At 66.6% G+C, this 1,536-nt stretch carries 1 protein-coding gene; it reads right to left on the bottom strand.

Features of this window, described 5'->3' with window-relative positions:
- Nucleotides 1–13: 13 nt before the first annotated feature.
- Nucleotides 14–1,378, bottom strand: coding sequence for an IS4 family transposase (locus ACFCZF_RS40850; RefSeq protein WP_376675988.1), 1,365 nt, complete (start codon nucleotides 1,376–1,378; stop codon nucleotides 14–16).
- Nucleotides 1,379–1,536 lie beyond the last annotated feature (158 nt).

Genomic DNA, 1,536 nt, shown 5'->3' with positions numbered 1-1,536 from the left:
CAATGCCGTTCGGTTAGTCGTCTGGCGGGCTTGGCGATGCGTTGATCTCGATGTGGACGGCGGTTCTGTGGGTTCGATGGTCGGTGTTGCGGCCGACGGCGCGGTACTTGGAGCTGATCGCTCGTTTCTTCACGCGGGGTCGGGACCGGTCTCGGCGGGCGGGTAGGAGGCCGTTGAGTATGGCGGTGCCGATCTGTCCGACGAGGTCGGTCTGGGTGTGGATGATGCCGGCGGCCCGGATGATCTGGTCACGTGCTGTGTTCAGCGCGATGGTGAATGCGGCGCGGTCGGGGTCGATGTCGGGCCGGTGCAGGACGGCGTCGCTCATCGCGGTGCGTAGTGCCTGGTAGGCGACCAGAAGTGCCCAGGTCTCCTGGGTGACGGCTGCCGGGTGGCGGCCGCGCAGGACTCTGCCGCCGAGGACGGTCGATTTCAGCTCGCAGTAGCTGGTCTCGATCTCCCAGCGTTCTCGGTAGAGCCTGACCAGAGCGATGGCGGGCGCCTCGTGGGGGTCGAGCAGGCTGGTGACGAGCCGGTAGGCGTAGTGGGTGGCAGTGTGCTTGCTGGTGCCGTCGGCAGGGGTGAGGGTGATGGTGGCCTCGATGACTCGGACGGTGACTTCACCTATGCGGGACAGGAACGTTCCGTCGGGCAGACGACGCAGGATCGGCAGCTTGAGCGCTGTGCTGTGGGTCTTGGCCCGGATGAGGAAGTCCGCGCCCGTGGACGCGACGGTGCCCATGAACGTGGTGGCTGAGAAGTTCCGGTCACCCAGCAGCAGCATTCCGGGCCGGAGTGCTCTGGTCGTGCCCGCGGTGGTGACCAGTTCACGGGCGTAGGTCAGCTCGCCGGTCGCGTCGGTGCCGAAGGCGGCGTCCATGAGGGTTCGGGTCCCGCAGGCCATCAGCGTGACCAGACGCAGCATCGGGTAACCGGCGGGCCCGTTCGGTCCGGGCTTCGCCTTGGGGAACACCAACAGGTTCGCGGGCGTGTCCGGCAGCGCGATCTGGGTGCCGTCGATCGCGACCACCAGCCTGCCTGCGAACCGTGTCACCTGTGTCGCGGTCACCGCTGCGGGGCCTTTGACCAGGTCGAACAGTGCTTTCAACGGTTTGGGGCCGACCCGTCGCATCGCAGCCGTGATCGATGAACCCGCCGGTGCGGGCAGCGGCACAGACAGCGAGGCAGTCAGCCGGGACCAGATCCCCGTCCAGCCCATCCCGGTGAACAGCGCGCCAGCGAGCAGGAGGTAGACCACCACCCGCGACGGCAGCCGCCGCACCCGCTGCTGCAGACCACCTGCGGACGCGAGTGCCTCGTCGACGAGATCGAACGGAACAACCTGGGTCAACTCGCCCAAGTGCCCCACGGCGAACACGCCGGGAGCATGCGTAATGACAGAATCAGACACTGCAGCCCTTGCAGAGGAACACGAGTCTTGGCGGACCCGAGAACCACTACAAGGGCTGCACCCATATCACCAGCCGAAACGCCGCAAGTTGCACTGCCGATCGAACCCCTAACCGAACGGCATTG

Origin of the sequence: Streptomyces sp. NPDC056296, from assembly GCF_042268605.1 — a bacterium.
GTDB lineage: Bacteria > Actinomycetota > Actinomycetes > Streptomycetales > Streptomycetaceae > Streptomyces.
The sequence above is the reverse complement of the archived record's forward strand: the minus strand, read 5'-3'. Positions and strand labels throughout refer to the sequence as shown.